At 70.7% G+C, this 23575-nt stretch carries 25 protein-coding genes and 1 tRNA gene; 13 read left to right on the top strand and 13 right to left on the bottom strand.

The window, feature by feature from the left end; translation table 11 throughout:
* Positions 1-16: 16 nt before the first annotated feature.
* Positions 17-1048: a CDP-6-deoxy-delta-3,4-glucoseen reductase gene (locus SOM08_RS16890; protein ID WP_116959401.1), complete on the bottom strand. Its 1032-nt coding sequence runs from the start codon at positions 1046-1048 to the stop codon at positions 17-19.
* Positions 1049-1136: 88 nt separating this feature from the next.
* Here SOM08_RS16890 and SOM08_RS16885 point away from each other — a divergent pair, with 88 nt between their 5' ends.
* Entirely contained in the window at positions 1137-2057 is a 921-nt protein-coding gene (locus SOM08_RS16885; RefSeq protein ID WP_322469349.1) for an NAD-dependent epimerase/dehydratase family protein, read from the top strand.
* Positions 2058-2118: 61 nt separating this feature from the next.
* On the opposite strand, the gene SOM08_RS16880 is transcribed toward SOM08_RS16885, so the two are convergent.
* A tRNA-Leu gene (locus SOM08_RS16880) sits at positions 2119-2203 on the bottom strand.
* 35 nt (positions 2204-2238) lie between these two features.
* On the opposite strand from SOM08_RS16880, the gene cysM reads away from it, so the two are divergent.
* The 4 genes from cysM to SOM08_RS16860 all read left to right on the top strand — a co-directional run bounded on the left by cysM (position 2239) and on the right by SOM08_RS16860 (position 5111).
* Entirely contained in the window at positions 2239-3141 is a 903-nt protein-coding gene (gene cysM / locus SOM08_RS16875; protein WP_116959404.1) for a cysteine synthase CysM, read from the top strand.
* Positions 3142-3249: 108 nt separating this feature from the next.
* Positions 3250-3789: an NUDIX hydrolase gene (locus tag SOM08_RS16870; RefSeq protein WP_116959406.1), complete on the top strand. Its 540-nt coding sequence runs from the start codon at positions 3250-3252 to the stop codon at positions 3787-3789.
* 36 nt (positions 3790-3825) lie between these two features.
* The gene (locus tag SOM08_RS16865) at positions 3826-4053 is read left to right on the top strand and encodes a sulfurtransferase TusA family protein (RefSeq protein WP_116959620.1); all 228 of its coding nucleotides are present in this window, start codon (positions 3826-3828) and stop codon (positions 4051-4053) included.
* 11 nt (positions 4054-4064) lie between these two features.
* Positions 4065-5111, top strand: a complete 1047-nt coding sequence (locus tag SOM08_RS16860; protein WP_245980971.1) for an NAD(P)-dependent oxidoreductase — start codon at positions 4065-4067, stop codon at positions 5109-5111.
* Positions 5112-5192: 81 nt separating this feature from the next.
* Here the strand turns inward: SOM08_RS16860 and SOM08_RS16855 are convergent, their stop codons facing one another.
* From SOM08_RS16855 to SOM08_RS16840, 4 genes are all read right to left on the bottom strand, one after another.
* Entirely contained in the window at positions 5193-8072 is a 2880-nt protein-coding gene (locus tag SOM08_RS16855; protein ID WP_322469348.1) for a valine--tRNA ligase, read from the bottom strand.
* A gap of 110 nt (positions 8073-8182) precedes the next feature.
* Positions 8183-8368 (bottom strand): DUF2783 domain-containing protein, encoded by a 186-nt coding sequence (locus SOM08_RS16850; RefSeq protein ID WP_116959413.1) that lies wholly within the window; start codon positions 8366-8368, stop codon positions 8183-8185.
* Entirely contained in the window at positions 8365-10104 is a 1740-nt protein-coding gene (locus SOM08_RS16845) for an FAD-dependent oxidoreductase (RefSeq protein WP_116959415.1), read from the bottom strand. The genes SOM08_RS16850 and SOM08_RS16845 overlap by 4 nt, the downstream gene beginning before the upstream one ends.
* 12 nt (positions 10105-10116) lie before the next feature.
* The gene (locus tag SOM08_RS16840; RefSeq protein ID WP_070397385.1) at positions 10117-10740 is read right to left on the bottom strand and encodes a VOC family protein; all 624 of its coding nucleotides are present in this window, start codon (positions 10738-10740) and stop codon (positions 10117-10119) included.
* Positions 10741-10899: 159 nt separating this feature from the next.
* Here SOM08_RS16840 and yaaA point away from each other — a divergent pair, with 159 nt between their 5' ends.
* From yaaA to SOM08_RS16820, 4 genes are all read left to right on the top strand, one after another.
* Positions 10900-11676 carry a peroxide stress protein YaaA gene (yaaA, locus tag SOM08_RS16835; RefSeq protein ID WP_116959417.1) on the top strand — a complete coding sequence of 259 codons (777 nt, stop codon included), beginning with the start codon at positions 10900-10902 and terminating at the stop codon, positions 11674-11676.
* Between the two features lie 20 nt (positions 11677-11696).
* Complete coding sequence (locus SOM08_RS16830; protein WP_322469347.1) at positions 11697-12587, top strand: 2OG-Fe(II) oxygenase; 891 nt, start codon at positions 11697-11699, stop codon at positions 12585-12587.
* A gap of 7 nt (positions 12588-12594) precedes the next feature.
* On the top strand, positions 12595-13446 hold the full coding sequence (gene queF / locus SOM08_RS16825; protein ID WP_116959421.1) for an NADPH-dependent 7-cyano-7-deazaguanine reductase QueF: 852 nt from the start codon (positions 12595-12597) through the stop codon (positions 13444-13446).
* Between the two features lie 233 nt (positions 13447-13679).
* Positions 13680-13970, top strand: a complete 291-nt coding sequence (locus tag SOM08_RS16820; protein ID WP_322469346.1) for an RNA-binding protein — start codon at positions 13680-13682, stop codon at positions 13968-13970.
* 57 nt (positions 13971-14027) lie between these two features.
* Here SOM08_RS16820 and SOM08_RS16815 read toward each other — a convergent pair whose 3' ends face one another.
* Together SOM08_RS16815 and SOM08_RS16810 are read right to left on the bottom strand one after the other, a co-directional pair.
* Positions 14028-14816, bottom strand: a complete 789-nt coding sequence (locus SOM08_RS16815) for an anti-sigma factor domain-containing protein (RefSeq protein ID WP_116959423.1) — start codon at positions 14814-14816, stop codon at positions 14028-14030.
* A gap of 10 nt (positions 14817-14826) precedes the next feature.
* Positions 14827-15408: an RNA polymerase sigma factor gene (locus SOM08_RS16810; protein WP_116959425.1), complete on the bottom strand. Its 582-nt coding sequence runs from the start codon at positions 15406-15408 to the stop codon at positions 14827-14829.
* Between the two features lie 181 nt (positions 15409-15589).
* Between SOM08_RS16810 and SOM08_RS16805 the strand changes: the two genes are divergently transcribed.
* Together SOM08_RS16805 and SOM08_RS16800 are read left to right on the top strand one after the other, a co-directional pair.
* A complete protein-coding gene (locus tag SOM08_RS16805; protein WP_322469345.1) occupies positions 15590-16159 on the top strand; it encodes a ferritin-like domain-containing protein in 570 nt (189 codons plus the stop codon).
* 73 nt (positions 16160-16232) lie between these two features.
* Entirely contained in the window at positions 16233-16781 is a 549-nt protein-coding gene (locus tag SOM08_RS16800) for a DUF3455 domain-containing protein (protein WP_181936490.1), read from the top strand.
* A gap of 103 nt (positions 16782-16884) precedes the next feature.
* Here the strand turns inward: SOM08_RS16800 and SOM08_RS16795 are convergent, their stop codons facing one another.
* The 3 genes from SOM08_RS16795 to SOM08_RS16785 are packed head-to-tail and all read right to left on the bottom strand — an operon-like array spanning position 16885 to position 20048.
* Positions 16885-17946 (bottom strand): histone deacetylase family protein, encoded by a 1062-nt coding sequence (locus tag SOM08_RS16795; RefSeq protein WP_181936491.1) that lies wholly within the window; start codon positions 17944-17946, stop codon positions 16885-16887.
* 13 nt (positions 17947-17959) lie between these two features.
* On the bottom strand, positions 17960-18805 hold the full coding sequence (locus SOM08_RS16790; RefSeq protein WP_322469344.1) for an enoyl-CoA hydratase-related protein: 846 nt from the start codon (positions 18803-18805) through the stop codon (positions 17960-17962).
* The gene (locus SOM08_RS16785; RefSeq protein ID WP_245980972.1) at positions 18768-20048 is read right to left on the bottom strand and encodes a DNA polymerase Y family protein; all 1281 of its coding nucleotides are present in this window, start codon (positions 20046-20048) and stop codon (positions 18768-18770) included. The genes SOM08_RS16790 and SOM08_RS16785 overlap by 38 nt, the downstream gene beginning before the upstream one ends.
* 72 nt (positions 20049-20120) lie before the next feature.
* Between SOM08_RS16785 and SOM08_RS16780 the strand changes: the two genes are divergently transcribed.
* On the top strand, positions 20121-20846 hold the full coding sequence (locus SOM08_RS16780) for an SIMPL domain-containing protein (RefSeq protein ID WP_116959433.1): 726 nt from the start codon (positions 20121-20123) through the stop codon (positions 20844-20846).
* 21 nt (positions 20847-20867) lie between these two features.
* On the opposite strand, the gene SOM08_RS16775 is transcribed toward SOM08_RS16780, so the two are convergent.
* The gene (locus SOM08_RS16775) at positions 20868-22022 is read right to left on the bottom strand and encodes an alpha-hydroxy acid oxidase (protein WP_116959435.1); all 1155 of its coding nucleotides are present in this window, start codon (positions 22020-22022) and stop codon (positions 20868-20870) included.
* Between the two features lie 169 nt (positions 22023-22191).
* Between SOM08_RS16775 and SOM08_RS16770 the strand changes: the two genes are divergently transcribed.
* Positions 22192-22524, top strand: coding sequence for a DUF4124 domain-containing protein (locus tag SOM08_RS16770; protein ID WP_116959436.1), 333 nt, complete (start codon positions 22192-22194; stop codon positions 22522-22524).
* 18 nt (positions 22525-22542) lie between these two features.
* Here the strand turns inward: SOM08_RS16770 and SOM08_RS16765 are convergent, their stop codons facing one another.
* Positions 22543-23547 (bottom strand): Bug family tripartite tricarboxylate transporter substrate binding protein, encoded by a 1005-nt coding sequence (locus tag SOM08_RS16765; protein WP_322469343.1) that lies wholly within the window; start codon positions 23545-23547, stop codon positions 22543-22545.
* Positions 23548-23575: the final 28 nt, after the last annotated feature.

The raw sequence follows: 23575 nt of genomic DNA, 5'->3' as shown, positions 1-23575 counted from the left end.
TAAGGGGTGGGGGTGTTCAGACCTTGTCCGCGGCGGAAGTGAAGGCGTCGGCGTAGAAGCACTCCTCGGGCAGGCCGGCCTGCGCCACGTAGTCGCGCTTGGCCGATTCGACCACGATGGGCGCGCCGCAGGCGTAGACCTCGAAGCCGCTGAGGTCGGCGTGGTCTTCCAGCACGGCGCGGTGCACGAAGCCCGTGCGGCCGGTCCAGCCGTCCTCGGGCTGGGCGTCGGACACCACGGGCACGTACTTGAGGTTCGGCATGGCGGCCAGCTGTTCTTCGATCCAGGCGCTCTGGTACAGGTCGGCCGGGCGGCGGCCGCCCCAGTACAGGGTGGCGGGGCGCTGGATGCCCTTGAAGCGCATGTGCTCGACGATGGCCTTGATGGGGGCGAAGCCCGTGCCGGAGGCGAGCAGCACCATGGGCTTGTCGCTGTCCTCGCGCAGGAAGAAGCTGCCGAAGGGGCCTTCGATGCGCAGGATGTCCTTCTCCTTCATGGTGGAGAAGACCTGGTCGGTGAACTTGCCGCCGGGCATGTGGCGCAGGTGCAGCTCCAGCCCGGGCGCCTCGGCCTGCGTGTGCGGCGCGTTGGCCATGGAGTAGCTGCGGCGGTCGCCGTCGCGCAGGATGAACTCCACGTACTGGCCCGCGCGGTACTGGAAGGTGTCGCTGGCGGGCAGCTGCAGGCGCACCACCATCACGTCGTGCGAGGCGCGCGTGAGGCTGTTGACGCGCGCGGGCATCTTCTTGATGGGGAAGGCGCCGAGTTCGGTGACCTGGCGCGACTCCAGCACCACGTCGCTGTGGGCCACGCCGCAGCAGGTGAGCACGTAGCCCGCGGCCTCCTCGTCGGCCGACAGGGCCTTGGCCTGGTGCGGCCCGTGCACCACGGTGCCCGACACGAGCTTGCACTTGCAGGAGCCGCAGGCGCCGTCCTTGCAGCCATAGGGCAGGCCGATGCCCTGGCGGATGCCGGCGGCCAGCATGGCTTCGTCGGGGTTGGCGGTGAAGGCGCGCCCGCTGGGCTGCACCGTGATCGTGAATGTCATACTCGCCGTCTTCTTTCTGTCGAGGGGCGCGCTCCGGTGGCGCGCTCCGTTCCAAGCAACCGCGCATTGTCGCAAAAACCCGTTTTGCATGAGTTTCCTTGGGGCCTTGCCCGCGCGCTTCCGGCGTGAACGGGTACTGATCGTGGGCTGTGGCGACGTCGGCCTGCGAGCGGCCGGCGCCTTGGGCGCCGGTCGGCGCGCGCGCCTGCTGGCGCTCACCTCCAGCCCGGAGCGCGTGCCCCGCCTGCGCGCGGCGGGCCTGGTGCCTTTGCGGGGCGACCTGGACGATGCGCGCAGCCTGCGCCGCCTGGCCGGCCTGGCCACGCGCGTGCTGCACCTGGCGCCGCCGCCTTCGCAGGACATGGCCGACTGGCGCATCGACCCGCGCACGCGCGCCCTGGTGCACGCGCTCGCGCAGCGCACGCCGCCGCTGGCGCTGGTCTACGGCTCCACCACCGGCGTCTATGGCGACCGCGGCGGCGCCTGGACCAGCGAGTCGCAGCCTGCGCGGCCGCGCACCCCGCGCGCGGCGCGCCGCGTGGACGCGGAGGACCGCGTGCGCTGGCTGGGCCGCGCCCTGGGCGTGCGCGCCAGCGTGCTGCGCATCCCGGGCATCTACGCCAACGACCGCGAGGGCGGCACGCCGCGCGAGCGGCTGCAGCGCGGCACGCCCGTGCTGCGCGCCGAGGACGACGTCTACACGAGCCACATCCACGCCGACGACCTGGCGCGGGCCTGCGCGCTGGCGCTGTGGCGCGGCCGCGCGCAGCGCGTGGTCAACGTGGTGGACGACAGCGAACTCAGGATGGGCGACTACTTCGACCTCGCGGCCGATCTCTATGGCCTGCCACGCCCGCCCCGCGTGCCGCGCGACACGGCGCAGGACCAGTTGCCGCTGGTGCTGCTGAGCTTCATGAGCGAATCGCGCCGACTGCGCAACCAGCGCCTAAAGTTCGAGCTGGGGCTGCGGCTGCGCTACCCCACCGTGGCCGACGGCCTGCGCCGCTGAGGCCGGCGAACGGCCAACAAAAAGCCCGCGTGGAGCGGGCTGGTTGCAGGGCTTGCTCTGGTGGTGCCGAAGGCCGGACTCGAACCGGCACGCCTTGCGGCGGCGGATTTTGAATCCGCTGCGTCTACCGATTTCGCCACTTCGGCCCGAGCAAGGGCGCGGATTATGGCACAGTGGCGCCATGCAATACCCCACCATCGAAGACGCCGTCGGCCGCACGCCGCTGGTGGCGCTGCAGCGCATCGGCGCGGCGGACAACGGCCCGCGCGGCAACGTCATCCTGGCCAAACTGGAAGGCAACAACCCGGCCGGTTCGGTGAAGGACCGGCCCGCGCTGTCCATGATCCGGCGCGCCGAGGAGCGCGGCGACATCAAGCCCGGCGACACCCTGATCGAGGCCACGTCCGGCAACACCGGCATCGCGCTGGCCATGGCGGCGGCCATCAAGGGTTACCGCATGGTGCTCATCATGCCGGAGGACCTGTCCATCGAACGCGCCCAGACCATGAAGGCCTTCGGCGCCGAGCTGATCCTCACGCCCAAGAGCGGCGGCATGGAGTCCGCGCGCGACCTGGCCGACAAGATGCAGGCCGATGGCAAGGGCCGGGTGCTCGACCAGTTCGCCAACCCCGACAACCCGCGCATCCACTACGAGACCACCGGCCCCGAGCTGTGGGAGCAGACGGGCGGGCGCATCACCCACTTCGTGAGTGCCATGGGCACCACCGGCACCATCACCGGCGTCTCGCGCTTTCTCAAGGAAAAGAACCCGGCCGTGCGCATCGTCGGCGCCCAGCCCAGCGAGGGCTCACGCATCCCCGGCATCCGCAAATGGCCGCAGGAATACCTGCCGAAGATCTACGACCCCAAGGCGGTCGACGAGATGATCTACGTCTCGCAGGCCGACGCCGAGGACATGGCCCGGCGCATGGCGCGCGAGGAAGGCATCTTCGGCGGCATCTCCGCCGCCGGCGCGCTCTGGACGGCCCTGCAGGTGTCGCGCCAGGTCGAGAACGCCACCATCGTGTTCGTGGTCTGCGACCGTGGCGACCGCTACCTGTCCACCGGCGTCTTTCCCGCCTGACATGAAACACCCCCGCCGCGTTTCGCACGACCCCCTCGAGGGGGCCATGCCTGAGGTCCGGCAAGACCGGTTCCGCGGCATGCCTGGATCAGGCGCCTGATGGGCCACATGGCTGGCGAGTTTCGGTTCTGTCCGCAATGCGCGGCCGAATTGCAGTTCATCGTCCAGGCCGAGGACGGCGGCGACAAGCGGCGCCTGCGTTGCCCGGCCTGCGGCTACACCCACTGGAACAACCCCACGCCGGTGCTGGCGGCCATCGTCGAGCTTGACGGGCGGGTCCTGCTGGCGCGCAACGCCGCCTGGCCGGGCCGCTTTTTCGGGCTGATCACCGGGTTCATGGAAGCCGGCGAGACGCCGGAGGAGGGCATCCGCCGGGAGATCGCCGAAGAAACCTCGCTGGACACCGAGGCCCTGAGCCTGGTGGCCGTGCACGATTTCCAGCGCATGAACCAGGTCATCATCACCTACCACGCCCGCTGCCGGGGCGAGGTGCGCCTGTCGCCCGAGCTGTCGGAGTACCGGCTGCTGGAGCCGGCGGCGGTGCGCTGTTGGCGCGCGGGTACGGGGCTGGCCCTGGCCCAGTGGCTTATGTCACGGGGCTTCCAGCCGCAATTCCTGGACGACACACCAAAGGCCGACGCGGCCTAAAATGCGCCGTTACCCAGACGGAGCCCTGCCTTCATGATCGCTGCTGACCGAGAACTCGACGCCCGGGGCCTGAACTGCCCGCTGCCCATCCTGAAGGCCAAGAAAGCCCTGGCCGAGATGCACAGCGGCCAGACCCTGAAGGTGGTGGCCACCGACGCCGGCTCGGTGCGCGATTTCCAGGCCTTCGCCAAGCAGACCGGCAACCTGCTCGTCCACCAGGAAACGCTGGGCGGCGATTTCGTGTCGGTGCTGAAACGGCGCTGATGGCCACTCCCATGGACGTCCTGCTCGTCGACCCGCTGGTGCCCGAAGCCCTGGCGTGGCTGCAGGAGCGCCATGACGTGGTCTACCTTCCCGAGCTGGCGGACGACCCCGCCGAGCTGCGCCGTGCGCTGGCCGAGGCGCGCGCCGTGGTGCTGCCGCCGCATGTGGTGGTCTCCCAGGAATTCCTCGACCATGCGCCCCACCTCATGATGGTCGCGCGCATGCAGATCTCCAGCGACAACACCGACCTCAACGCTTGCGCGCAGCGCGGCGTGCGGGTGCTGCAGGCGCGCAGCGCCACCGTGCGCTCCAACGCCGAGTACCTGCTGTATGGCCTGCTGATGCTGTACCGGCGGGGCATGGTGAGCGCGCTGCTGGGCCGCAAGCTGGGCCAGGTGCGCATGGGCCGTGAACTGGCGGGCAGCACCGTGGGCCTGCTGGGCCTGGCGCCGGTGGCGCACACCCTGGCGCCCATGCTGCGCAGCCTGGGCGTGCGCGTGCTGGGCTACGACCCGGCCGTGCACCACGCCGCCGAGCTCTGGGGCAAGCTGCACGTGGAGCCCGTGCCCCTGCACGAGCTGCTGGAGCGCGCCGACGCGATCTCGCTGCAAATGGTCTATGCCTCGCGCTTCAAGGGCTGGATCAACGAGCGCCTGCTCAACCACTGCAAGCCCGGCCAGCTCTGGGTGGGCGTGAGCCGCAGCGCGCTGTTCGACCCCGAGGCCCTGGCCCTGGCCCTGTGCGACGGTCGCATCGACGCCTGCCTGCTGGACGGCGCCAACGCCCAGTTCGCCGCGCCCGGTTCGCCGCTCTACGGCATCCCCAACCTGCACCTCACGCCGCGCCTGGGTTCGCACACGCGCGAGGCCAAGCTGCGGGCGAGCTGGTACCTGGCCCACCGCATCCACGAAACCCTGTCGCCCGACGACGCGCGCCGCGAGCCGGGCAGCAGCGATTTCTCCATGCTCGACAGCCTGGGCTTCCCCGAGTCGGGCGACCCGCCGCAGTCGGCCTCACCCTCGCAATGGGCCTCGCTCGCGGCGCTGTCCAGGGACTGACCCCCGCCGCGTGGCGCGCGCGCCCCTGAGAGGGGGCGGTGCCAGCGGCCCCGGCCCAGCCGGTTCCGCGGCACCCCAGGCTCAGCCCAGGCGCGCCAACTGGGCCTTCACCTTCTCCAGCGTGGCGCCGAAGTCGGCCAGGCGCTGTTTTTCCTGCTCGATCACCGCCGCTGGCGCGCGCGCCACGAAGCCCTCGTTGCCCAGCTTGCCCTGGGCCTTGGCGATCTCACCCTGCAGGCGGGCGGCTTCCTTGCCCAGGCGGACCTTCTCGGCCGCGACGTCGATGGCCATGAACAGGCACAGGCGGGCGTCGCCCACCACCGCCACGGGCGCGGCGCCCGCGGCCTGGGCCCAGGCGGCCTCGTCGTCGAACACGCGCACCTCGGCCAGCTTGGCCAGCGACTGCAGCACCGGCGCGGCACCGCGCAGGAAGGCGGCGTCGCCCACGGCGTAGAGCGGCAGGCGCTGGGCCGGTGACACGCCCATCTCGCCGCGCAGCGTGCGGCAGGCGTCCACCAGCTTCTTCAGGCGCGCCACGTGGGCTTCGGCGGCCTCGTCGATGCGCTCGGGCTGGCTCACCGGGTAGGCGGCCAGCGCCACCGATTCGCCGGCCCGCCCGGCCACCGGCGCCACCTTCTGCCACAGCTCTTCGGTGATGAAGGGAATGATGGGGTGGGCCAGGCGCTGGATCGCCTCCAGCGTGCGGATCAGGGTGCGGCGCGTGGCGCGCTGCTGCGCGGCGTCGCCGGTCTGGATCTGCACCTTGGCGATCTCCAGGTACCAGTCGCAGAACTCGTTCCAGACGAAGTCGTAGATGGCGTTGGCGACGTTGTCCAGGCGGTACTCGGCGAAGCCCTGGGCCACGGTGGCCTCGGTGCGCTGCAGCGTCGAGCTGATCCAGCGGTCGGCCTGGCTGAAGCTGAGGTAGCCGTGGAAGGGCTGCCCGACGGCGCATTCGGCCTTGGTGTGCTCTTCGAGGCCGCAGTCCTGGCCCTCGCAATTCATCAGCACGAAGCGCGTGGCGTTCCAGAGCTTGTTGCAGAAGTTGCGGTAGCCCTCGCAGCGCTTGCTGTCGAAGTTGATGCTGCGGCCCAGCGAGGCCAGGGCCGCGAAGGTGAAGCGCAACGCGTCGGCGCCGTAGGCGGGAATGCCCTCGGGGAACTCCTTCTCGGTGTCCTTGCGCACGCGCGGCGCGGTCTCGGGCTTGCGCAGGCCGGTGGTGCGCTTGTCCAGCAGCGGCGCCAGGGCGATGCCGTCGATCAGGTCCACCGGGTCGAGCACGTTGCCTTCGCTCTTGCTCATCTTGCGGCCCTGGGCGTCGCGCACCAGGCCGTGGATGTAGACGTGGCGGAACGGCACGCGACCCGTGAAGTGGGTCGTCATCATGATCATGCGCGCGACCCAGAAGAAGATGATGTCGTAGCCCGTCACCAGCACGCTGCTGGGCAGGTAGACGTCGTAGTCTTCGGTGGGGCCGCTCTTCTGGTTCGGCCAGCCCATGGTGCTGAAGGGCACCAGCGCGGACGAGTACCAGGTGTCCAGCACGTCGGGGTCGCGCGTGAGGGTCTTGCCCGGGGCCTGGGCCTGGGCATCGGCCTCGCTGCGCGCCACGTAGACGCGACCGTCCTCGTCGTACCAGGCGGGGATCTGGTGGCCCCACCAGAGCTGGCGGCTGATGCACCAGTCCTGGATGTTCTTCATCCACTGGTCGTAGGTGTTGACCCAGTTCTCGGGCACGAACTTCACCTCGCCCGAGTCGACGGCGTCGATCGCCTTCTGCGCGATGCTCTTGCCGCTGGGGTCCTGCTCGCTGACCTTGGTCATGGCCACGAACCACTGGTCGGTGAGCATGGGCTCCACCACCTGGCCGGTGCGCGCGCAGCGCGGCACCATGAGCTTGTGCTTCTTGGTCTCGACCAGCAGGCCCAGGGCCTCGAGGTCGGCCACCACGGCCTTGCGGGCCTCGAAGCGGTCGAGGCCGCGGTACTTCTCGGGGGCGTTCTGATTGATGGCCGCGTCCAGGGTGAGCACGCCGATCTGGGGCAGGCCGTGGCGCTGGCCGACGGCGTAGTCGTTGTGGTCGTGCGCAGGGGTGACCTTCACCACCCCGGTGCCGAAGGCGGCGTCCACGTAGTCGTCGGCGATCACGGGGATCTCGCGATCGGACAGCGGCAGCCGGACCTTCTTGCCGACGAGGGCGGCGTAGCGCTCATCGCCGGGGTGCACCATGACGGCGCTGTCGCCCAGCATGGTTTCGGGGCGCGTGGTGGCCACCACCACCGAACCGCTGCCGTCGGCCAGGGGGTAGCGGATGTGCCAGAGGAAGCCGTCTTCCTCCTCGCTCTCCACCTCCAGGTCGCTCACCGCCGACTTGAGCACCGGGTCCCAGTTGACCAGGCGCTTGCCGCGGTAGATGAGGCCCTGCTCGTACAGGCGCACGAAGGTCTCGGTCACCACGGCCGAGAGCGCGGGGTCCATGGTGAAGTACTCGCGCGACCAGTCCACGGTGTCGCCCATGCGGCGCATCTGCGTGGTGATGGTGTCGCCGCTCTTTTCCTTCCACTGCCAGACCTTCTGCGTGAAGGCCTCGCGGCCGAGGTCGTGGCGCTTGACGCCCTGTTCCTGCAGCTGGCGCTCGACCACGATCTGGGTGGCGATGCCCGCGTGGTCGGTGCCCGGCACCCACAGCGTGTTCGCGCCCATCATGCGGTGGTAGCGCGTGAGGCTGTCCATGATGGTCTGGTTGAACGCGTGGCCCATGTGCAGGGTGCCGGTCACGTTCGGCGGCGGCAGCTGGATGGAGAAGGCCGGCGCGCCGGCCTGGGCCTCGCCGGTGCCGCGGAACCCGGCCTTTCCTACGCCGCGCTGCTCCCACCAGGGGCCCCAGCGGGCTTCGATGGGGGCGGGTTCGAAGGACTTGGCCAGCGAGGCCAGGCCGGGTTGCTGCACGGTGTCGGTCATGGGGGACGCCAGTAATGGCAACGGCATCCCGTGGGATGCCGTTGGAGATGACGGGGGGAAGCGGGCATTTTAGCCCGCCACCCCCCGGGGCATGGGGCCTGGTGCCTCTCTCAGGCGGCCTCTCGGGCCGCCTGGATGCACTCGGCCAGCACCGCCGCGTCGCCGACCTGATTGGCCAGCAGCAGGACCAGGCGCGCGCTGAAGGCCTGGAGCTGATCGGGCGACAGGCCGGCCTGCGCGTCCAGCAACTGCTCGTAGAAGGTGTCGGCGTCCTGCCAGTGGGGGGTGGTGATCATGCGTGCACTCCGGTGAGGCCCAGGGTCAGGCCGATGGCCTGCACCAAGCGGCCGTCGATGGTGCCGCCGCTGGCGGCGAGGTAGCCGTCCGGCCGCACCAGGGCCCAGGCGGGTTCGTCGCCTTCGGCCAGGCCGCAGGCGCCGCGCAGGTGGCCCTGCGGGTCGCGGACGTGTTCGTTGGCTTGGGCCGGGGCACGGCCGGCGGGCACCTGCACCGCGCGCAGCGGCGTGGTGGCCAGCACCTCGCGCAGGCGGCGCAGCGCGGGCGCGTCCAGCGCGCCGAAGCACAGCAGCAGCAGTTCGCCGCCGGCCCAGTCCAGCAGCTGGTTCATGCGGCCCGCCTGGCCATTGGCCCAGCGGAACGCCACGTTCTGGACCGACTGGCCCGCGGCGCTGCCAGGGGCGTACTGCACGATGCGCGATTGCGTGTAGGGGTTCGCCACGGCCATGCGGCCGGTGTTGACGAGGGCGCGCGCGAAGGGATGGCGCTTGGCCAGGGCGATGGCCGCGTCGCGGTAGACCCGCTCGATGCCCTCGGCCGGGCGCAGGAAGCGCGCGGTGCGGTTGGTCACGCGCACGTTCTCGCGCGCGGCCTCCAGGCGCTCGTCCTCGTAGCTGTCCAGCAGGCCGGGCGCGGCCTGACCGCGCAGCACGGCGGCCAGCTTCCAGGCCAGGTTGTCGGCGTCGGCCACGCCGGTGTTGCCGCCGCGCGCGCCGAAGGGGCTGACCACCTTGGCCGAGTCGCCCATGAAGTACACGCGCCCGTGGCGCATGTGGTGCACGCACTCGCTGCGGTAGGCGTAGGGGCCCACCCAGACGATCTCGACCTCCACCTCGGGGCCGAACTGGCGCGCCAGGCGCTCGCGCACCACGTCCTCGCGGCTCACGTGGGCGGGGTCGGCGTTGGGCGCCATCTGGTAGTCGATGCGCCAGACGTCGTCGGCCATCAGGTGCTGCCAGACCGCGCGGTTCTCGTTGAAGGGCGCCTCGATCCAGGTGTGGCGCTCCGTCGGCGGGCGGGTGCTGAAGCGCACGTCGGCGATGCACCAGCGGTCGTCGCCGCGCTTGCTGTCGAACGGCACCTGCAGCCACTTGCGCAGCGGGCTGTTGCTGCCGGTGGCGTCGATGACGTGCTCGGCCTCGATGCGGTAGCTGCCCGCGGGCGTTTCCACTGTGAGCGTGGCCAGCCGCTCGTTCTGCTCGAAGGCGGTGAGGCGGTTGCGCCAGCGCAGCTCGACGTGGCCGAGTTGCTGGATGCGGTCGACCAGGAAAGCCTCGATATAGAACTGCTGGATGTTGATGAAGGGCGGCTGCTGGCTGAGGTTGAAGCTGCCCTGCTGGCGCAGGTCGAAGCTGTAGACCTCGTCGTCGCCGGCGAAGGTGCGGCCCACGCTCCATTGCGTGCCTTTGGCGGCGATGGGTTCGTAGACGCCCAGGCGCTCGAAGATCTCCAGCGACTTCTGCGTGTAGCAGATGCCGCGCGAGGAGGCGCCCTTGACGCCGACGGTGTCGTCCTCGTCGATCAGGATGGCCTTGACGCCCAGCCGCGCGAGCGAGCAGGCCAGGGTGAGGCCGGTGATGCCGCCGCCGACGATGACGATGGGGTGCCGGGCCGGCGCCTTGCCGTGGAGTTCCGGGGGCGGCACGAAGGGGTAGGTGGGCAGCTCGTAGCCGCCGCCCTGGGTGAACTCATAGCCATTGGTGTGGGCGACGTCCCGGTAGGTGTTCAGCGACATGGGTGCCGTCCTTCAACCCTTGGCCCGCTCGGCCACCTCGGGCCGGTCGTTCTGCTGCGGCTTGAGCGGCGCGGCGCTCTTGCCCGCGGCGCGTTCCTTGCGCCACTGCTCCTTGCGGGCGTTCCATTCGCCCAGGCGGGCGTGCGCGGTCTTGCTTTCCTGCAGCATCTGGAACTCGTCGGCCAGCTGGGCCGTCAGCTCCAGCCGGATGCCGTTCGGGTCGAAGAAATAGATGCTCTTGAAGATGTGGTGGTCGGTCACCCCCAGCACCTCGATCCCGCTCGCCTCCAGGCGCGCCTTGGTGTTCTCCAGCTCGCCGACGGTGTTCACCCGGAAGCTGATGTGGTTCACCCACTTCGGCGTGTTCGGGCTTGGCAGCGCCGCCTCGTCGTCGCCCAGATCGAAGAAGGCGATGAAGGAGCCGTCCTGCAGCCGGAAGAAGAAGTGCGTGTACGGGCAGTACTCGCCCGTGCTGGGCACGTAGTCGCTCTGGATGATGTGGTAGAGCGGCAGGCCCAGGATGTCCTCGTAGAAATGCCGCGTTTCCTCCGCGTCGCGCGCGCGGTAGGCGTAGTGGTGCAGTTGCTGGATCGGGGCCGGCGCGGGCAGGTCGGCACGGGGCATGGCAGGCGTCATGGCGGTCTCCTTGAACGGTGCTGGCAATTTACCATAGTGAAATGCATTTCGCAAAACGTAATTCTCTGGGCGGCGGACATGGCCCTGGGGCGGGGGCCGGCGGCGGGGCTTCGCGATAATCGAGGTTGCCGTCGGCCCGTCTGGTTCCACCGTTCATCCATGCTATTCCTGATCTCGCCCGCCAAGGCCCTCGATTACGAGACGCCCCCCCATGTGAAGGCGCACACCCAGCCGCTGTTCGTCGAGCAGTCGGCCGAGCTGATCGAGGTGCTCAAGCGCAAGACGCCGCAGCAGATCGCCACGCTCATGGACCTGTCGGACAAGCTGGCCGCGCTCAATGCCGCGCGCTACGAGGCCTGGGTGCCGAAGTTCACCGCCAAGAACGCCAAGCAGGCCGTGCTGGCCTTCGATGGCGACGTCTACGGCGGCCTGGACGCCAAGAACCTCTCCGAAACCGAGCTGGAGTGGCTGCAGCAGCACCTGTGCATCCTCAGCGGCTTGTACGGCGTGCTGCGCCCGCTCGACTGGATGCAGCCCTACCGGCTGGAGATGGGCACGCGCCTGAAGACGCCGCGCGGCGCCAACCTCTACGCCTTCTGGGGCAGCCGCATCGCCGACTACCTGAATCAGCGCGCCCTGGCCGACAAGAGCCCGGTGGTGATCAACCTGGCCAGCGAGGAGTACTTCAAGGCCGTGGACCTGAAGGTGCTGCGCCCGCGCGTGGTCAGCTGCGTGTTCGAGGAGCGCAAGCCCGCTGGCTACAAGGTCATCAGCTTCATGGCCAAGCGCGCGCGCGGGCTCATGGTGCGCTGGGCCGTGCGGCACCAGGCCAGCACGCCCGAGCAACTCAAGGCCTTCGACCTCGAGGGCTACCGCTTCACGCCCGACGCGTCCGGGCCCGACCGGCTGGTGTTCCGGCGCGAGGCCACCTCCTGAGAGCGACACCGGAGACCGCCATGTCCCAGTCCGTCACGCCCGAACTGCGCCGCTGGATCATCGAGCAGGCCAGCGCCGGCTGCACGCCCGAGTCCGTGCTCAAGGCCATGCTCGACGCCGGCTGGAACGCCGGCGTGGCCGAGGCCGCGCTGGAGCGCACGCTGCTGGAGCACCTGTCCACCGTCTCGCCCGGCGCGCTGGCCCAGGCCGCCCCCGAGGTGCGGGAGGCCGTGCAGGGCGTGGTGGGCCAGGGCTTGGCGGTGCCGGTCATCGACACCTCGGCATCGCCGCGCCGCATCGACGCCGGCGACCGCTGGGTGGACATCATCACCCACATGAACCACCCGCGCGTGGTGGTGCTCGGCAACCTGCTCAGCGCCGAGGAGTGCGAGGCCATCATCGAGTCGGCCAAGCCCCGGCTGGCGCGCTCGCTCACGGTGCAGACCGCCACCGGCGGCGAGGAGCTCAACCCCGACCGCACCAGCAGCGGCATGTTCTTCGCGCGCGGCCAGACGCCCGAGGTCACGGCCGTGGAGCAGCGCATCGCGCGCCTGGTGGGCTGGCCGATGGAAAACGGCGAGGGTCTGCAGGTGCTGCACTACCGCCCGGGCGCCGAGTACAAGCCGCACTACGACTACTTCGACCCCAACGAGGCCGGCACGCCCACCATCCTCAAGCGCGGCGGCCAGCGCGTGGCCACGCTGGTGATGTATCTCAACGAACCGGCGCGCGGCGGTGGCACCACCTTCCCCGACGTCGGCCTGGAGGTCGCGCCCGTGCGCGGCCACGCCGTCTTCTTCAGCTACGACCGGCCGCACCCGAGCACGCGCACCCTGCACGGCGGCGCGCCGGTGCTCGAGGGCGAAAAGTGGGTCGCCACCAAGTGGCTGCGCGAGCGAGAGTTCAGTTAAAGCCGAGATGAGCCAGAACACCCCCGAACAATCGCAGCTGGGCAAGGCCTCGGCCTACGTCGACCGCTACGACCCCTCGCTGATCTTCCCGCTGCCGCGCGAGACCAAGCGGCGCGAGATCGGCATCGCCGGCGGCGTACCCTTCGTGGGCTGCGACCTGTGGACGGCCTACGAGCTGTCCTGGCTCAACCCGCGCGGCAAGCCGCAGGTGGCCATCGCGCACATCACCGTGCCGGCCGAGAGCACGCACATCGTGGAGAGCAAGTCCTTCAAGCTCTACCTCAACAGCTTCAACAACACGCCCTTCGACAGCGCCGACGCCGTGCGCGATCGCCTGCGCGCCGACCTGAGCGCGGCCGTCTGGCATGGCGGGCCCATGCAGGCCGGCGTGGGGGTGAAGCTGCTGGCGCCCGATCGCTTCGACGCCGAGCCCATCCACGAACTCGACGGCCTGAGCCTGGACCGGCTCGACGTGGAGTGCACGCGCTACGAGCCCGCGCCCGAGCTGCTCACGGCGGCCTTCGACGAACAGCCCGTGAGCGAAACCCTGGTCAGCCACCTGCTCAAGAGCAACTGCCTGGTGACCGGCCAGCCCGACTGGGGCAGCGTGCAGATCGCCTACAGCGGCCCGCAGATCGATCAGGCCGGCCTGCTGCAGTACCTGGTGAGCTTTCGCAACCACAACGAATTCCATGAGCAGTGCGTGGAGCGCATCTACATGGACCTGTGGACGCGCTGCAAGCCCGCCAAGCTGAGCGTCTACGCGCGCTACACGCGCCGCGGCGGGCTGGACATCAACCCCTGGCGCAGCAGCCACCCGCAGCAGCCACCGGCCAATGTGCGCACGGCGCGGCAATGAGGGAGGGGCCTGACCGTTGGTCAGGCCAATCGCTGAATGGCCGAAATCCTTAGGTGAATCCCGCCTTCGCGGGTAGGATCGCGGGCTTCGCCGTCTCGAACGGCCGATCACTGACCGCTCGGTCCTCCTCGGGCAGGCGGTCTTCTCAGGTGGCCCACTTCCACGTGGCAACCGCCTTCTCTCGCGGCGTCTGTGCCATTGCAGGCCGGCCCGCTTCTCTGAAAGGCTCAGTCATGAGCAGCAAACTGTACGTGGGCAACCTGCCCTACTCTGTCGATGACGACTCGCTTCGTCACAACTTCTCCGAATACGGCGCCGTGGCCTCGGCCAAGGTCATGACCGACCGCGACAGCGGCCGCTCCAAGGGTTTCGGTTTCGTCGAGATGTCCTCCGAGGCAGAAGCGCAAGCCGCCATCGACGGCCTCAATGGTCAGTCGGTGGGCGGTCGCCAGATCGTGGTCAACATCTCGCGCCCCAAAGAGGGCGGCGGCGGTGGCTACCGCAGCAACGGTCCGCGCTACTAAGCCCTGACCCTCTCGTCAAAAAGCCGGCGCTCGCGCCGGCTTTTTTCTTTGGCCGCCTCAGATCTGCTTGTGGATCAGCGGCCCGTGGAACAGCACCGGCCCGGTGGGGCCGCGCTCGCTGGGCACGCCGCCCAGGGGTTCCAGGCTGATGGCCAGCGCGGGCACCTCGCGCACCGCGCTTTCGCTGGCCGCCAGCTGCAGCAGGCGCTCGGGCGTGAGCACGCCCAGCGAGCGGGGCGCCGCGCCCGGCGGCAGCGCCCAGAGCTGCAGCGAGCGGTCGGCCGCTTCCTGGTAGCCGCCCACGCGCTGCAGGCTCAGGCGGTTGTGCTTGGGGTCGAAGGTGATCAGCACCGCCGGCCGGGCCTGGTCGTCGTTGAGCACGGACACGTAGCGCACGTCGGGGGTGGCCAGCAGCTGGCGCTGCAGCGCGGCCACTTCGGCACCGCGCCGCTCCAGTTCGCCGCGCAGCGCGGGCAGCAGCGCCAGCGCCAGCGCCACCGCGCACAGTCCGGCCAATCCGGCGCCGCGCCACAGCGCCAGGCTGTGCCACCAACCCGTGGACGGCGCCACCGCCGCCCCTTGGCGCTGCCGCGCGAGGGCGGCGCCCTCGGCGTCGGCGCGCACCAGGTTCTGGATGCGTGTCCACACCTGTGGCCCGGGCTCGGCGCCCGCCTGCAGCTCGTTGAGGCTGGCCACGCGGGTCTGCCATTCGATGGCGGCCGCGCGCACCGCGGGGTGTTCGCGCGCGATGGCCTCGAAGCGGCGCCGCGCGCCGCCGCGCAGCGTGCCCAGGGCGTGCGCGGCCGCCAGGCGCTGCAGCAGTTCGGGGTGGCGGTGCAGTTGCATGGCGCGGGCCTCAGGCGAAACGGGCCATGCAGTCGCGCAGCTTGTCCAGGCCGCGGCGGATCCAGGTCTTGACGGTGCCCAGCGGCAGCGCCAGGCGCTCGGCCAGCTCGCCGTGGCTCAGGTCGCGCAGGTAGGCCAGGCTGATCACTTCGCGCTGCTTGTTCTCCAGTTGTCCCAGGCACTGGTGCATGGCCCAGGCCTGCTGGCTCGCCAGGCTGGTGTCCATGGGGTTGGGCGCGTCGCCCGGCAGCGTGTCGGCCAGGGTCTCGTCCAGCTCCTGTGTGAGGTGGGCGCGATCGGCCGCGCGGCGGCGCAGCAGGTCCAGCGAGCGGCTGCGCACGATCAGGCCCAGCCAGGCCATGGGCGGGCTCAGTGTGGCGCGGTAGTCGCCCGCGCTGCGCCAGACCTGCAGGTAGGCCTCCTGCAGCGCGTCCTCCGCCGCCTCGGCCGAGCCCAGCACGCGCAGCGACAGCCCATAGAGCTTGCGCGCGGTGAGGTCGTAGAGCGCTTTCAGCGCGGCCTCGTCGCGCCGGGCGATGCGGTCGATCAGGTCCATGAGGGGTTCATCGGGGTCGGCGCTCATGCGGCGCATTGTGGGGGCGTTTCCATCCACCACTACGCCGGTGTTTCCCGTGTGGATTCAACGCGACCGTGCGGAGGCGCACAACCCAGCAAAACAGTCGGGTTCGCTGAATCCGGTGCGGGGCCGGCCTGCGTATTGGTGTCGACGGCCGCCGCTCACCCTCCTCAAACCCACTGCAAGAGACAAGACCATGAGCACCTCCCTCGACCCGCGCCGCGCCTTCCTGCGCACCGGCGCCACCCTGTCCGCTGTCGGCCTGGCGATGCTCGCCGGGCGGCCCGCCCTGGCCCAGGGCATGAAGGCCGACGTCGCCAAGGACGTCGACATCCTCAACATCGCGCTCGGTCTGGAGCACGAGGCCATCAACGCCTACCAGCTCGGCGCGGGCAGCGGCCTGCTGCAAAAGCCCGTGCTCGACGTGGCGGTGCAGTTCCAGGGCCACCACAAGGCGCACCGCGACGCCCTGGCCGCCACCATCCGCCAGCTCGGCGGCCAGCCCGTGGCGGAGAAGAAGCTCGACGAGTACGCCAGGAACCTCAAGGCCGATTCGCTGAAGAGCCAGGCCGACGTGCTGTCGCTGGCCGCGCGCCTGGAGCTGGGCGCGACCAATGCCTACCTGAGCGTGATCCCGCCGCTGAGCGACCGCGCGCTGGCCCAGGTGGCCGCGCGGCTGGCCGCCGACGAAACCATGCACTTCACCGTGCTCAGCAGCGCGTTGGGCCGGCCCTTGCCCGCGAACGCCCTCTCGTTCGGCGCCTGAGACCCATTCCAACACGGGTGGGCCATGCACCCGCCCGGCTTTCCCTTCCCCAACCTTTGACCGGAGTATGTCCATGATCCTCAAGACCACCCTGGCCGCCTCGGCCGTTCTCGCCATGACCGCCTGCGCCTCTTCGATGGGGGGCCAGCCCATGATGTTCTCGCAGGCGGGCCTGCCCGACGCGGTGAAGGTGCCGGCGGGCCACCGCGTGGCCATGGAGACCGTGGGCGCGGGCGACATCACCTACGAATGCCGCGCCAAACAGGGCATGGCGGGCCAGTTCGAATGGGTCTTCGCCGGCCCCGACGCCCGCCTGATGGACCGCGGCGGCAAGCAGGTCGGCAAGTACTACGGCCCGCCCGCCACATGGGAGTCCATGGACGGCTCGAAGATCACCGGCACGCAGGTGGCCGTGGCCCCCGGCGGCAGCGGCAACATCCCGCTGCAGCTGGTCAAGGCCAACCCGGCCATGGGCATGGGTGCCATGCAAGGCGTGACCTACGTCCAGCGTGTGGCCACCATGGGCGGCGTGGCGCCGGCCATGGCCTGTGGCGCGGCCAACCTGGGCGCGAAGCAGGTGGTCCAGTACCGCGCCGACTACATCTTCTACAAGGCCGCCTGAGCCCCGCCGCCCCGAGGTCTCCTCAGGGGCGCGGCCCGCGGGCGGGCGCCCCTTTTGCCCTGCGGACGGTGGATCGCCGCAGGGCGCTTTTTCCCGCGCGGCCTCAGGCCGCGCGCTCGAAGCCTTCGAGCAGGTTCACCGCATTGACGCCCACTTCGGCCACCGCATAGCCGCCTTCGAAGGTGAAGAGCGTGGGCAATCCCGGCGATGCCAGCGCCGCGCCAATGCCCGCGTAGTCGGCCGAGCGCAGCCGAAAGCCCGAGATCGGGTCGCCCTCGAAGGTGTCCAGGCCGAGCGGCACCACGAGCGCGGTGGCGCCAAAGTCCGACACGGCCTGCAGGGCCTGGTCGAGCGCGGCGCGCCAGGTCGCCAGCCCCGTGCCGCGCGGCAGCGGCCAGTTGCGGTTGAAGCCTTCGCCCGCGCCGGCGCCGCGCTCGTCGGCGTGGCCCAGGAAGAAGGGGTATTCGGTGCGCGGGTCGCCGTGCAGGGAGAGCGTGAGCACGTCGGCCCGTTCGTAGAACACGGTTTGCGTGCCGTTGCCGTGGTGGTAGTCCACGTCCAGCACGGCCACGCGGGCGTGGCCGCCGTCGCGCAGCGCCTGCGCGGCGATGGCGGCGTTGTTGAGGAAGCAGTAGCCGCCGCAGAAGCCCGGGCCCGCGTGGTGGCCCGGCGGGCGCGTGAGCGCGAAGGCGCCGCGCTCGCCAGCCAGCACGGCCTGGGCGGCGGCCAAGGCGCAGGCGGCACCGCCCAGCGCGGCGCGCCAACTGCCGGCGGTGAGCGGTGTGCCCGAATCGAAGGCGAACTGACCCAGGCGCGCGGCAATGTTGTCGGGCCAGCCGTCCTGCCGGAAGCCGTGCCGGTTGGGCAGCGGCCAGACCGAGGGCAGGGCGTCGAGGTCTGCGTTGGCCGGGTCCAGCGCCACCCAGTCGTCCCAGGCGGTGCGCAGGAAGTCGAGGTAGCGCGGCTCGTGCACGGCCCGCACGGCGGGCATCAGCGCGGTCTCGTCCAGGGCGGGTTCGCGCAGTTCGCCCAGCGGGCGGCGGCGCAGCTCCGCCAGGACGTGCTCCAGGCGCGCCGGGCTTTCGTGGCTGGCCACCAGCCGGCCCCTGAACATCTCCTGGCGGCCGGCGTGTTCGGCGTGGCGCGGGTTCAGCAGCGTCAGCACGGCGGGGCGGGCTTCACTCGGCGTCCAGGAAGGACTTGAGGGGCGCCAGTGGCGCGAACCGGCCGGCGCGCCGTTCCTTGGCCGCCACGATGGCCTCGCCCACCTGGGCGTTGCTCCAGATCGCGCCCTGCAGCCAGCCCATCTGGCGCAGGCTGTCGTCCACCGAGTGGTCGCGCGCGTAGTTCACCGCCTGCTTGGTGCCCCAGATGGCCACCGGCGGCTTGCTGGCGATCTCGCGCGCGCACTGCAGCGCGGCCTCCACCGTGGCGGCGTGGCTGTCGAAGACCTCGTTCACCAGGCCCAGGGCCTGGGCGCGGGCGGCTGGCAGGCGCCGCCCGGTGTAGGCCAGCTCCTTCACCAGGCCCAGCGGGATCAGCTTGGGCAGGCGCTGCAGCGTGCCCACGTCGGCCACCATGCCGATGTTGATTTCCTGGATGCAGAAGAAGGCGTCGGCCGAGGCGTAGCGGATGCAGCCGGCGGTGACCATGTCCACCGCGCCGCCCACGCAGCCCCCCTGGATGGCGAAGATGACCGGCGCGCGCAGTGTTTCCAGCCGCGTGAAGGTGGCTTGCATCTGGGCCAGCAGGTCGAAGACCGCGGCGCGGCCCTCGGGGTTGCGGTCGTCCAGGGTGATGGCGCCGCCGAAGGTCTCCAGCGCCATGCCGGCGCTGAAGTGCTTGCCGGTGCTGCTGATGACCAGGGCGCGCGCCCGGCCCTCGTCGTGGATCTCGCGCAGCAGCGCGTCGAGTTCGCGCCAGAACGTGGGCCCCATGGTGTTGAGCGATTCGGGGCGGTTCAGCGCCAGGTGCGCCACGTCGGGCTCAGTCCAGTTCAGGGAAAAGCAGGTCGGTGTGGTCATCGCGGCGGGCCTTGTCTCGGGGCTTGGGGTGGCGGGCATTCTGGTCGGGCGCCGCGGGGCCGTCTGTCCCCGGTTTGACCAGCTTGGACGAGCGCACGCCCAGCAGGCGCAGGCGCCGCGTCAGGTCCACGCGCTTGAGGCACAGGCCGGCCGCGCGGCGGATGGTGGCGGCGTCGGCCGTGGGCTCGTCCAGCGTGAGGTCGCGCGTGACCTTGGTGAAGCCCACGTAGGTGAGCTTGATGCCGATGGTGCGCGCCAGGTAGCCCTTGCGCTGCAGGTCGCCGGCCACCTGCTCGCACAGCTCGGTGAGGATGGCGCCGAGCTCGGCGCGGTCGTGCACGGCGTGCAGGTCGCGCTCGAAGGTGGTCTCGCGGCTCATGCCCACGGGCTCGCTCTCGGTCACCACGGGGCGGTCGTCGCGGCCCCAGGCCACCTCGTGCAGCCAGGCGCCGTAGCTCTTGCCGAAGTTCGCGATCAACCACTCGGGCTCGCGCGCGGCCAGCTCGCCGATGGTGTGGATGCCGAAGGACTGCAGCTTGGCGTCGGCCTTGGGCCCCACGCCATTGACCTTGCGGCAGGGCAGGGGCCAGATCAGGCGCTGCAGGTCCCCGGCGTGCACGATGCTGATGCCGTTGGGTTTGTTGAATTCGCTGGCCATCTTGGCCAGCAGCTTGTTGGGCGCCACGCCGATGGAGCAGGTCAGGCCCGTGGCCTCGAAGATGCTTTTCTGGATGAGCCGCGCCAGCACGCGCCCGCCCTCGCGCTGGCCGCCGGGCACCTCGGTGAAGTCGATGTAGACCTCGTCCACGCCGCGGTCCTGCATCACCGGCGCGATCTCGGTGATCACGCGCTTGAAGGTGCGCGACAGGCGCTTGACCTCGTCGAAGTCCACCGGCAGCAGGATGGCCTGCGGACAGAGCTTGGCGGCCTTCATCAGACCCATGGCCGAGCCCACGCCGAACTGGCGCGCCGCGTAGGTGGCGGTGGTGGCCACGCCGCGGCCCGCGTATTCGCTCAGGCGGGGGAAGAACGCCACGGGGATGCGGTCCAGCGTGCCGGGGCCCCAGTCGGTGTCGGGGAAGGCCTCGCGCAGGCGCTCGAACATGGCGGTCTCGCGCCGGCGCCCGCCGCCGATGACCATGGGCAGGCCCTTGAGCTGCGGGTAGCGCAGCAGCTCCACGGACGCGAAGAAGGCGTCCATGTCGAGGTGGGCGATGCGGCGCTCGGGTTTCAAGCCGGCCATCGTAGCCGGCTTACCATGCCCGGGTATGTCGTTTGCACCGGCTGTCCGGTGCGCCACCGTCGGAGGACCCCCATGACCCATCCCTTCACCCGTTTGCTCGCGGCCGCGCTGGTCGGCGCGGGCGTCGCCATCGCCGGCCTGGCCGTCAGCCACGGCCTGGAGCGCTTTCGCCTGGCCGACCGCAGCGTCACCGTCAAGGGCCTCGCCGAGAAGAACGTGGAGAGCGACTTCGCCGTCTGGACACTGGGTTTTCGGCGCGGCGGCAACGCCTTTGGCGATGTCCAGAAGGCGCTGGCCGGCGACCGCGACGCGGTGGTGGCCTTCCTCAAGCAGCGCGGCTTCAAGGACGAGGAGATCGAGGTGCGCCCGCTGGGTGTGCAGGACCTGTTCGCGCGCGAGTACGGCTCTGGCAACCAGCCGCTGCGCTTCAATGGCACGGGGCAGGTGATCGTGCAATCCGCGCGCGTGGCGGACGTGCAGGCGGCGGCGCTGGCGGTGGACCCGCTGATCCAGGCCGGCGTGCAGCTGGGCGGCGAAGGCAACGGGCATGGCGGCCCGCAGTTCCAGCTGCGCGGCTTCAACGATGTGAAGGCCCCGCTGCTGGCCGAGGCCACGCGCAACGCGCGCGAGCAGGCCGAGAAGTTCGCCGCCGAGGCCGGCGCCCAGCTGGGCGCGCTCAAGAGCGCCAACCAGGGCGTGATCCAGATCAGCGGTGCCGCCGGCAGCGACTACGACGACGGCAGCTCGCGCGAGAAGCGCCTGCGCGTGGTCAGCACCTTCGTGTACGAGCTGCGCTGAGCGCGCCGCCTCGGGCGACCGTCAGGCCGTCGGGTAGCTGCCCGGCAGCAGGATGGACTTGTCGACGGACTCGATGTTGGTGTGGCCGCAGAAAGCCATGGTCAGGTCGAGCTCCTTGTGGATGATCTCCAGCGCCTTGCTCACGCCTTCCTCGCCCATGGCGCCCAGGCCGTAGAGCATGGCGCGGCCGATGTAGCAGCCGCGCGCGCCCAGGGCGCGCGCCTTCAGCACGTCCTGCCCGCTGCGCACGCCGCCGTCCATGTGCACCTCGATCTGTCCACCTACGGCCTCCACGATGGCGGGCAGGGCCTCGATGCTGCTTTGCGCGCCGTCGAGCTGGCGCCCGCCGTGGTTGCTCACGATCAGCGCGTCGGCGCCGGTCTGCACCGCCAGGCGGGCGTCTTCCACGTCCTGGATGCCCTTGAGGATGAGCTTGCCTCCCCAGCGCTTCTTGATCCACTCCACGTCGCCCCAGTTGAGGCTGGGGTCGAACTGCTGCGAGGTCCAGGCGCCCAGGTTGGCCATGTCGGTCACGCCCTGCACGTGGCCCACGATGTTGCCGAACTGGCGGCGCTTGGTGCCCAGCATGCCCAGGGCCCAGCGCGGCTTGCTGGCGATGTTGATGATGTTGGGCAGCGTCAGGCGCGGCGGCGCGGTCAGGCCGTTCTTCAGGTCCTTGTGGCGCTGGCCGATGATCTGCAGGTCCAGCGTGAGCACCAGGGCGCCGCAGTTCGCGGCCTTGGCGCGGTCGATCAGGCGCTCGATGAAGGCGCGGTCCTTCATCACGTAGAGCTGGAACCAGAAGCCCTCGCCCGCGTGCTGCGCCACGTCCTCGATGGAGCAGATGCTCATGGTGGACAGGGTGAACGGGATGCCGAACTTCCTGGCCGCGCGGGCTGCGAGGATCTCGCCGTCGGCGTGCTGCATGCCCGTGAGGCCGGTGGGCGCGATGGCCAGCGGCATGGCGGCGGACTGGCCCACCAGGGTGGTGCGCGTGCTGCGGTTCTCCATGTTCACCGCCACGCGCTGGCGCAGCTTGATCTTCTGGAAGTCCGCCTCGTTGGCGCGGTAGGAGCCCTCGGTCCAGGAACCGGAATCGGCGTAGTCGTAGAACATGCGCGGCACGCGCTTTTGCGCCAGCACGCGCAGGTCTTCGATGTTGGTGATCACGGTCATGGGCGGGTCTCCTCGTTGTCGGTGGGGGGCGGCGGGCTGGCCGCGATGGTAGCCAGCCGCCTCGCCCGGCGCGCGTGAAAGCGCGCTGGCGCGGATTGAAACATTTTCAGAAGGGCGCCCGGGGCGGATTGACAGGCCCCGGGGAACCGGGCGGATACTGGCCGCTCCCATGCCCATGCGCCGCCTCACGCTCCCCGCCCTCGCGCTGGCCGCCGCCGCGTTGCTGCCCTTGTGCGCCGCAGCAGCGGAGATCTGGCGCTGGGTCGACCGCGACGGCTATGTGCACTACACGCAGTCGGTGGACATCCCCGAGCGCTACCGGGCCAGCGCCGTGCCGGCCGACGCGCCCTTGCCGCCGGGCACCAGTGCCTGCGAGGCGGCCTGGCACCGCTACGCGGCCAGCCAGGCCTGCTTCGACGCCTACCGCCTGGTGGGTGGCGGCCTCAAGCCCGAGGCCTTCCAGCGCTGCCGCGAGCTGCCCGAACCCGAACCCTGCCGCTGAGCCGGGCCCGGCCCAGGCTCACTGGTTGCTGATCTTCTGCTCGCGGATGACCTTGCCCCAGGCGGCGGACTCGCGCGCGATGTCGGCGGCCAGCGGCCCGGCCGGCATGTAGGCCGGCACGGCGCCCTGCGCGGCGGCGGCCTGCGCGATGTCCGGCGCGTCCATGACCTTGCGCAGCGAATCGCTCAGCCGCTCCACGATGGGCGCGGGCGTGCCCGCGGGGGCCAGCACGTACAGGCGCGGCACGGCCGAGAAGCCGGGCAGGGCGTCGGACAGCGGCGCGATGTCTTCGCCGCCCTGCAGCTTCACCGGGTTCATGACCGCCAGCGCGCGCAGCTTGCCGGCGCGCGCCTGGGCGATGGCCGAGGCCGCGCTCACCACGCCGATCGGCACCTGGCCGCTCATCACGTCGGGCACGATCTGCGCCGCGCCGCGGTAGGGGATGTGCACCACGTAGGCGCCGGTCTGGCCCTTGAGCATCTCGAAGCCCAGGTGGTGCACCGTGCCCACGCCCGAGGTGGCGAAGGAGTAGCGGCCGGGGTTTTTCTTCAGCAGGGACACGAACTCGGCCGGCGTCTTGGCCGGGAAGTCGTTGGCGGTGACGATCACCAGCGGCAGCGTGAACAGGCTGGCCACGGGCGTGAAGGCCTTGACCGGGTCGAAGCTCATGCGCGGCTGCAGGTACTGGGCGATCAGCAGCGAGCTGTCGCCCAGCATCAGTGTGTAGCCGTCGGGCGCGGCGCGCGCCACGGCGTCGCCGGCGATGAGGCCGGCCGCGCCGGTGCGGTTGTCCACCACCACCGACTGGCCCAGCAGCTCGGCCAGGCGCGGCGCCACCAGTCGCGCCACGGCGTCGACGCCGCCGCCGGCCGAGTAGCCCACCACCAGGCGCACGGGGCGCTGGGGCCAGTACTGCTGCGCCGAGGCGCTGGTGGCCAGGCCGGTGGCGGCGAAGGCGGCCAGCAGCCCCGCGATCAGCGCGCGGCGGCCGGGGCGGTGCGAGGGGGTGTCGTGCTTGTGCATGTCTGTCTCCTGTGTTTGTGTCGCGGGG

This window comes from Hydrogenophaga sp. SNF1, from assembly GCF_034421675.1.
In the GTDB taxonomy this organism is placed as follows: domain Bacteria; phylum Pseudomonadota; class Gammaproteobacteria; order Burkholderiales; family Burkholderiaceae_C; genus Hydrogenophaga; species Hydrogenophaga borbori.
The sequence above is the reverse complement of the archived record's forward strand: the minus strand, read 5'-3'. Positions and strand labels throughout refer to the sequence as shown.

Excerpts from the sequence above, each read along its gene's own strand:
- SOM08_RS16780 (WP_116959433.1), top strand. The coding sequence starts at position 20,121 with ATGACCCATCCCTTCACCCGTTTGCTCGCGGCCGCGCTGGTCGGCGCG.
- SOM08_RS16800 (WP_181936490.1), top strand. The coding sequence starts at position 16,233 with ATGATCCTCAAGACCACCCTGGCCGCCTCGGCCGTTCTCGCCATGACC.
- SOM08_RS16830 (WP_322469347.1), top strand. The coding sequence starts at position 11,697 with ATGTCCCAGTCCGTCACGCCCGAACTGCGCCGCTGGATCATCGAGCAG.
- SOM08_RS16885 (WP_322469349.1), top strand. The coding sequence starts at position 1,137 with ATGAGTTTCCTTGGGGCCTTGCCCGCGCGCTTCCGGCGTGAACGGGTA.
- SOM08_RS16850 (WP_116959413.1), bottom strand. The coding sequence starts at position 8,368 with ATGATCACCACCCCCCACTGGCAGGACGCCGACACCTTCTACGAGCAG.
- SOM08_RS16790 (WP_322469344.1), bottom strand. The coding sequence starts at position 18,805 with ATGACCACACCGACCTGCTTTTCCCTGAACTGGACTGAGCCCGACGTG.
- SOM08_RS16815 (WP_116959423.1), bottom strand. The coding sequence starts at position 14,816 with ATGCAACTGCACCGCCACCCCGAACTGCTGCAGCGCCTGGCGGCCGCG.
- SOM08_RS16845 (WP_116959415.1), bottom strand. The coding sequence starts at position 10,104 with ATGTCGCTGAACACCTACCGGGACGTCGCCCACACCAATGGCTATGAG.
- SOM08_RS16810 (WP_116959425.1), bottom strand. The coding sequence starts at position 15,408 with ATGCGCCGCATGAGCGCCGACCCCGATGAACCCCTCATGGACCTGATC.
- queF (WP_116959421.1), top strand. The coding sequence starts at position 12,595 with ATGAGCCAGAACACCCCCGAACAATCGCAGCTGGGCAAGGCCTCGGCC.
- yaaA (WP_116959417.1), top strand. The coding sequence starts at position 10,900 with ATGCTATTCCTGATCTCGCCCGCCAAGGCCCTCGATTACGAGACGCCC.
- SOM08_RS16820 (WP_322469346.1), top strand. The coding sequence starts at position 13,680 with ATGAGCAGCAAACTGTACGTGGGCAACCTGCCCTACTCTGTCGATGAC.
- SOM08_RS16770 (WP_116959436.1), top strand. The coding sequence starts at position 22,192 with ATGCCCATGCGCCGCCTCACGCTCCCCGCCCTCGCGCTGGCCGCCGCC.
- SOM08_RS16805 (WP_322469345.1), top strand. The coding sequence starts at position 15,590 with ATGAGCACCTCCCTCGACCCGCGCCGCGCCTTCCTGCGCACCGGCGCC.
- SOM08_RS16890 (WP_116959401.1), bottom strand. The coding sequence starts at position 1,048 with ATGACATTCACGATCACGGTGCAGCCCAGCGGGCGCGCCTTCACCGCC.
- SOM08_RS16855 (WP_322469348.1), bottom strand. The coding sequence starts at position 8,072 with ATGACCGACACCGTGCAGCAACCCGGCCTGGCCTCGCTGGCCAAGTCC.
- SOM08_RS16775 (WP_116959435.1), bottom strand. The coding sequence starts at position 22,022 with ATGACCGTGATCACCAACATCGAAGACCTGCGCGTGCTGGCGCAAAAG.
- SOM08_RS16765 (WP_322469343.1), bottom strand. The coding sequence starts at position 23,547 with ATGCACAAGCACGACACCCCCTCGCACCGCCCCGGCCGCCGCGCGCTG.
- SOM08_RS16870 (WP_116959406.1), top strand. The coding sequence starts at position 3,250 with ATGGCTGGCGAGTTTCGGTTCTGTCCGCAATGCGCGGCCGAATTGCAG.
- SOM08_RS16840 (WP_070397385.1), bottom strand. The coding sequence starts at position 10,740 with ATGACGCCTGCCATGCCCCGTGCCGACCTGCCCGCGCCGGCCCCGATC.
- cysM (WP_116959404.1), top strand. The coding sequence starts at position 2,239 with ATGCAATACCCCACCATCGAAGACGCCGTCGGCCGCACGCCGCTGGTG.
- SOM08_RS16785 (WP_245980972.1), bottom strand. The coding sequence starts at position 20,048 with ATGGCCGGCTTGAAACCCGAGCGCCGCATCGCCCACCTCGACATGGAC.
- SOM08_RS16860 (WP_245980971.1), top strand. The coding sequence starts at position 4,065 with ATGGACGTCCTGCTCGTCGACCCGCTGGTGCCCGAAGCCCTGGCGTGG.